The organism is Parasphingorhabdus sp. (genome assembly GCF_048269915.1).
In the GTDB taxonomy this organism is placed as follows: domain Bacteria; phylum Pseudomonadota; class Alphaproteobacteria; order Sphingomonadales; family Sphingomonadaceae; genus Parasphingorhabdus.
On record NZ_JBLWTY010000018.1, the window covers coordinates 1 to 5,285 of the forward strand.

The 5,285-nt window shown below is 50.8% G+C and carries 6 protein-coding genes; 2 read left to right on the top strand and 4 right to left on the bottom strand.

The features are described 5' to 3' along the window. Positions 1 to 670 (top strand): 2OG-Fe(II) oxygenase (locus ACN0WX_RS15345; protein WP_417623208.1); only part of this gene is annotated, 670 nt, incomplete at its 5' end. A gap of 185 nt (positions 671 to 855) precedes the next feature. On the opposite strand, the gene speG is transcribed toward ACN0WX_RS15345, so the two are convergent. The 3 genes from speG to ACN0WX_RS15360 all read right to left on the bottom strand — a co-directional run bounded on the left by speG (position 856) and on the right by ACN0WX_RS15360 (position 3,551). Then, positions 856 to 1,386, bottom strand: coding sequence for a spermidine N1-acetyltransferase (speG, locus tag ACN0WX_RS15350; RefSeq protein ID WP_136483798.1), 531 nt, complete (start codon positions 1,384 to 1,386; stop codon positions 856 to 858). A gap of 105 nt (positions 1,387 to 1,491) precedes the next feature. Then, positions 1,492 to 1,887: a DUF2391 family protein gene (locus ACN0WX_RS15355; RefSeq protein ID WP_136483799.1), complete on the bottom strand. Its 396-nt coding sequence runs from the start codon at positions 1,885 to 1,887 to the stop codon at positions 1,492 to 1,494. Between the two features lie 203 nt (positions 1,888 to 2,090). Beyond that, positions 2,091 to 3,551, bottom strand: coding sequence for a PLP-dependent aminotransferase family protein (locus ACN0WX_RS15360; protein ID WP_417623209.1), 1,461 nt, complete (start codon positions 3,549 to 3,551; stop codon positions 2,091 to 2,093). A gap of 114 nt (positions 3,552 to 3,665) precedes the next feature. Between ACN0WX_RS15360 and ACN0WX_RS15365 the strand changes: the two genes are divergently transcribed. Then, entirely contained in the window at positions 3,666 to 4,571 is a 906-nt protein-coding gene (locus ACN0WX_RS15365) for a DMT family transporter (RefSeq protein WP_417623210.1), read from the top strand. Positions 4,572 to 4,706: 135 nt separating this feature from the next. Here ACN0WX_RS15365 and ACN0WX_RS15370 read toward each other — a convergent pair. Beyond that, on the bottom strand, positions 4,707 to 5,285 hold a 579-nt coding region (locus ACN0WX_RS15370), incomplete at its 5' end, for a TOBE domain-containing protein (RefSeq protein WP_417623211.1).

Here is a 5,285-nt window from a genome sequence, read left to right on the forward strand (position 1 = left end):
AGATTTGTCGCCCTTGGGTTATCCTTATATAACGCCTTTTTTCAAACAGATATGTAGAAAAATGGCATTAGAAACCTTATTGGATGCAATTGCTGAGCAGGGCTGGTACGTGTGGGATGACTTTCTTTCCCTGGAGCAGGTTCAGAGCCTGAGAGAGTGCGTACCACAAGACTGGTATCGTGCCCGTATTGGCCGCAATGATGACCTGCTGCAAGCCAAGACGATTCGCAGTGATCGTATTCAGTGGTTGAATCCGGACATGGGGCAGCCAGTGCAGGATTACCTGACACGCATGGAGCAGATCCGCTGTGAGGTAAACCGCGATTTTTTCATGGGCCTGTTTGAGTATGAATCCCACTTTGCCCAGTATCAGGTCGGCGACTTTTACAAAAAGCATCTCGATGCGTTTCGCGGTCAGGAAAACCGCAAGCTGACCACAGTGTTCTACCTTAATGAGAACTGGACTGAAGCTGATGGCGGCGAACTGAAAATCTACGATATGGATGATCAGTTAATTGACACGGTTGCGCCGGTCGCCGGACGTCTGGTGGTGTTCCTGTCAGAAAATTTCCCGCACGAAGTGCTGCCTGCCAAGGCTGAGCGTATGAGTATTGCTGGTTGGTTCCGCACCAACGGCGTGACAGAGAGTCGTTTCGATATTGCCCATTGATATCAGGCCACCGTCTAAGTCGCTGAGTAACGCGATGGCCCGATGATAGCCCGTTTTATACCAACCGCGCCGCTGTTTGCTGGCGCGGTTTTTATTTGGGCTTATGATAATGTTTTAGGCGAAAAGTCGCTTGGCTAGGAGGCGTTTTGAAGATGGTGGCCTCATTTCCCTGAATTGCCCCTGGCTCAGCTTTGCGCTGAGAGTTTGCTCAGATAGTCATTTTGCAGAATATACATGCGTTTGACGTCACGATAGGCGCCGTTGATGAAGAATTCTTCCACCAGATGGCCCTCTTCTTTAAATCCACATGACTGATACAAATGCACCGCTTTTTCGTTATCGATCGCGACATGCAGATACACTTTATGCAGGTTGAGAATGGTAAAGGAGTAGTCGAGCGCTTTATGAATTAACGTGCGGGCGAAGCCACGGCCCTGATGTTGCGGGGTGATGATAATCTGAAATTCGCCGCTGCGGTGGATATAGTCGATTTCAATCAGCTCGACCAGGCCCACCAGTTCTTTTTGTTCATTTTCCACCACAAAACGGCGTTCGGCATTATCGTGGATGTGTTTGTTGTACAACTCTTCCAGTTCATCGAACGATTCATACGGCTCTTCAAACCAGTACGACATAATATTGCGGTTGTTGTTTAAATCGTGAATGAAACGCAAATCACTGCGTTCAAGTGCTCGGAGTGTGAGTTGGATGTTCATATTAGGTCCTGACTTATTCGCTTGTATTGCAAGGAATCTTATAAGGTTTTGAATATAGTCCGCTTTTGTTGCAAAACGACGGTAGTAAAGCAATGGGTTCGGTGATTATTCTTTGTCAAAACTGTCAACGATAATAGCACCCATCGATGCGGGCATGGCGATGACGACAATACGTTTAAGTGAAATTAGCGGTTCGTCGAGGAGCGGCAATTTGTCGAGTGCGAGCAGGACAAAACCCACCACCAACGCGGTTATCGCATAGGCGATGACAATACGCAGCAAAAAAGCGGGTATCCGACGCTGCACATTGCGCTGGAAGACACTTTCATAGGCAAATACGCCGAGAAAACCCAGAGACAGCGTCAGTAACAACAGCAGGTTGGGCAGCGGGAGCGACGTTCCAAGTTGCCAGGCTTCTTCTGAAAAGGAAATGGGCACCGCCAGAGCAAAGGCACCGACGCATACCTGACTGGCGTCTTCCATGTTAAAACTCATTTTCATACTTACACCTCATGATTGGGCCGGCTGTGAGCGGCAACCGATATCCTCAAGCATAATCGATTATCGGTTGAGACAAATTCACGCGCAGAGACAATTTAATGTGCTGCGATAGCTGTATGCTCACAGACAACTGTATGCGCTGAAACCACTTTACGTGCTGGTCACGCAATTAGCGAGCTTCTTAGCTCTGTTGGGTCAATCGTTTAGCTCTGATTATGTTGGCCCGCTAATGTTTTACCACTGCTGCGGGTGAGCTGCTGCACTATTATCTCAGCCAGTATCTGCAGACTTTTTTGCCAGCGCGTTTCATCTTCCAGATTGGAAACACTAAAGCGGATACATTGGGTAAATTGTCCCTGATTAGCGAACAAGTGTCCGGGTAGCAGGCTGATTTTCTGACTCAGGCAGTGTTGATAGACCTGCTGGGTATCGACCTCTGCCGGCAGCGTCAGCCAGCACAGGAAAGAGCCCTGCGGACGTGACAGGTGGTAGCGGCCATTGAGCTCCGGATGTGAGTTAAATGCCTGAGAGAGCATCTGGGCGAATGGGAGTTGCCGGCTCTGATACAGGCGTCGCATGCGCGTCAGATGAGTGCGGTATCTGCCGGTCGAGAGAAAAGCCGCGACCGCCGACTGGATCAGATTGAGACTGCCCATATTTTCGCTCAGCAGGACTTTCTCGATCTGATTCATATAGCGTCCGGCGATAATCCAGCCGATACGCAGTCTCGAATCGAGCGTTTTCGATAACGAACTGATGTAAATCACCCGTTCCTGCTGATCCAAACTCTTCAGGCTCGGTAGCGCCTGTGCAAATCCCAGGCTGCCAAACACGTCGTCTTCGATAATGGGAATTGATTCAGTGACATCCAGCAGCGCCTGGCGATGAGCCAGCGGCATCAGCGCTCCGGTCGGATTGTTAAAATTCGGCGTGACCATGACAGCCTTGATGCGCCAGCGGCTGATGGCTTGTTTGAGCGCTTCGATATCCATCCCTGTGGTGAGCTGACTTGGGATTTCGACCACCTTTAGCCCCAGTGACTCAAGCAGCAGTAGGGTGCCAAAATAGCAGGGGGATTCAACGGCGACAATATCGCCGGGTTGGGTCAGGGCGCGAAAAGCCAGGCTTAATGCCTGCTGGCCGCCGTTGGTAATGGCGATATCACGCAATCTTGCATCAATACCGAGATCGCGGCAGATTTTGCGTATCTGGTTCACCAGTTGATCATTGCCCGGAGGCAGTTGATAGTGACTGGGAATATGGGTTTGCATCCGGCTGTGGCGGCCGATTTCAGCATACAAACTGCGAATAGCCGGTGAATCCGTACAAGGATGGGCGGAGCCTGCCGGCATATTATGCTTGATCACAGGCGCAGCCAGAATAGATTTAGACATCGACAGTAAATCAACCCGGCTTGGCTCACTGGCCTGATTATCCAGACTGGATTTACGTTCAGCGACACGATATCCCGAGCGGGGCAGAGAGTAAATCCAGCCCTGAGCTTCCAGAACCTGATAAGCGCGAATGACGGTATTCTTACCCACCTGATGCTGGGTCATTAAGCCCCGTATCGAGGGCAGTTTTTCGTCGGGCTGAAACAGGCCGCCTTCAATGGCGCGGCGTATTGCCAACTCGATATCCTGATATTTAAACTCTTCGCTCATTCTGGCTGCCTAGGTTAACACTGTACCCATTAATTCTACATCAACTGTGCCTTTTTTGTCATTCTGTGCCTAATTAGAATGGCGCCACAATAATTAGACTGCCAGAGAAATACTATGCTCATCAAAATGATTCCTTTTCTGTTCGTAATACTCTGGGCATCCGGCTTTGTCGGGGCCCGTTTCGGTCTTGAATATGCCGAGCCGATGACCTTTCTCAGTCTGCGGATGGTGCTAAATGTGGTGCTGTTTGCGCTACTGATCATGCTGCTCAAACGCCGTATCCCGACTGGCCGTCAGTTCTGGCACTCCTGTGTATCGGGGCTGTTTATCCATGGTTTGTATCTGGGGGGCACCTTTCAGGCGATTCACTGGGGGATCCCGGCGGGCTTAGCCTCACTGCTGGTCGGTAGCCAACCGATATTTACTGCGCTGATCCTGCTGCTGATGGGCAGTGAGCGGCTTAATCTCGCTCAGTGGCTCGGGCTTGCCCTGGGTTTTGCCGGCATCAGTTGTGTGCTGATGGGTAATATTGAGTGGCAGTCGGCCGCACAGAAATGGGCAGCCATTGGTATGTGTGTGGTTTCTTTGATCGGTATTACGGTCGGTACGCTGTATCAGAAGAAGTTCTGTCAGGGTGTTGATCTGCTGGGCGGTGCCTTGGTGCAATATGTGGCTGCGGTTGCGCTGCTGTTGCCTGCTGCGATGCAGTTTGAAACCATGCAGGTGGAATGGACCCCGACATTCATTATGACGCTCGGCTGGCTGGTGGTGGTGCTGTCGTGCATTGCGATTTTGCTACTGCTGTATATGGTTGAACATGGCGCATCATCTAGTGTTGCGTCGGTGTTTTACCTGGTACCGCCGACCACTGCAATTCAGGCCTGGATTTGCTTTGGGGAATCTTTTGATCGGTTGGGGGCGCTGGGCTTTGTACTGGCCGCTGTGGCGGTTTATCTGGTGGTGAAAAAGCCGGTGTTGCGACGTAGCAGAATGCCGCAACCCGCGGAAAGTGTCAGCTAGCGCAGCATGACGGAAATGAAAAAGCCCGTTCATTGATTTGAACGGGCTTTTGCGGTCAGAGGTAATAAACATCTGAGGTTATAACCATATGAGGTGAAGGATATTAGTCCTGCCTGACAGAGATTAGTTGTTGAATTAGACGCCCTTCTCTTTAAACAAGCGGCGACACGCGCGGCCATCACTATGGAACAGATGGCAACGATGGGCCGGAATACCAATTGCCAGGCTATCGCCGACCTCAATGTCCAGGGTGTCAGGCTGACGATAGATGATATCTGAATCTGAGCCTTTAACGTTCATGTAGGCCTGGGTCTCGTTGCCCAGTTTTTCCACGATCATCACCTTTCCTTCTATTTGAGCATCACCTCGCTGCGCTTCCAGCAGGTGCTCAGGACGTACGCCCAGCGACATACGTTCACCGACCGTGACTGTCGTGCCATCAACCGGGATCCAGAAGGCGAAGCCGTTTGACAGCCGAACTTTAACCCGCTCTTTTTCCGCTTCGTCAATAGTGACACTCATGAAGTTCATCTTTGGTGAACCGATAAAACCGGCCACAAAACGATTCTGTGGGTAGTGGTAAAGCTCGAGTGGTTTACCGACCTGAGACACAAAACCGGCGTCCAGTACTACGATTTTATCAGCCATGGTCATGGCTTCGACCTGATCGTGGGTGACGTAAATCATGGTGCAGCCTAATTTGCGCTGCAGCTT

Coding starts and splice junctions, on each gene's coding strand:
- speG (WP_136483798.1), bottom strand. CDS start 1,386: ATGAACATCCAACTCACACTCCGAGCACTTGAACGCAGTGATTTGCGT.
- ACN0WX_RS15365 (WP_417623210.1), top strand. CDS start 3,666: ATGCTCATCAAAATGATTCCTTTTCTGTTCGTAATACTCTGGGCATCC.
- ACN0WX_RS15360 (WP_417623209.1), bottom strand. CDS start 3,551: ATGAGCGAAGAGTTTAAATATCAGGATATCGAGTTGGCAATACGCCGC.
- ACN0WX_RS15355 (WP_136483799.1), bottom strand. CDS start 1,887: ATGAAAATGAGTTTTAACATGGAAGACGCCAGTCAGGTATGCGTCGGT.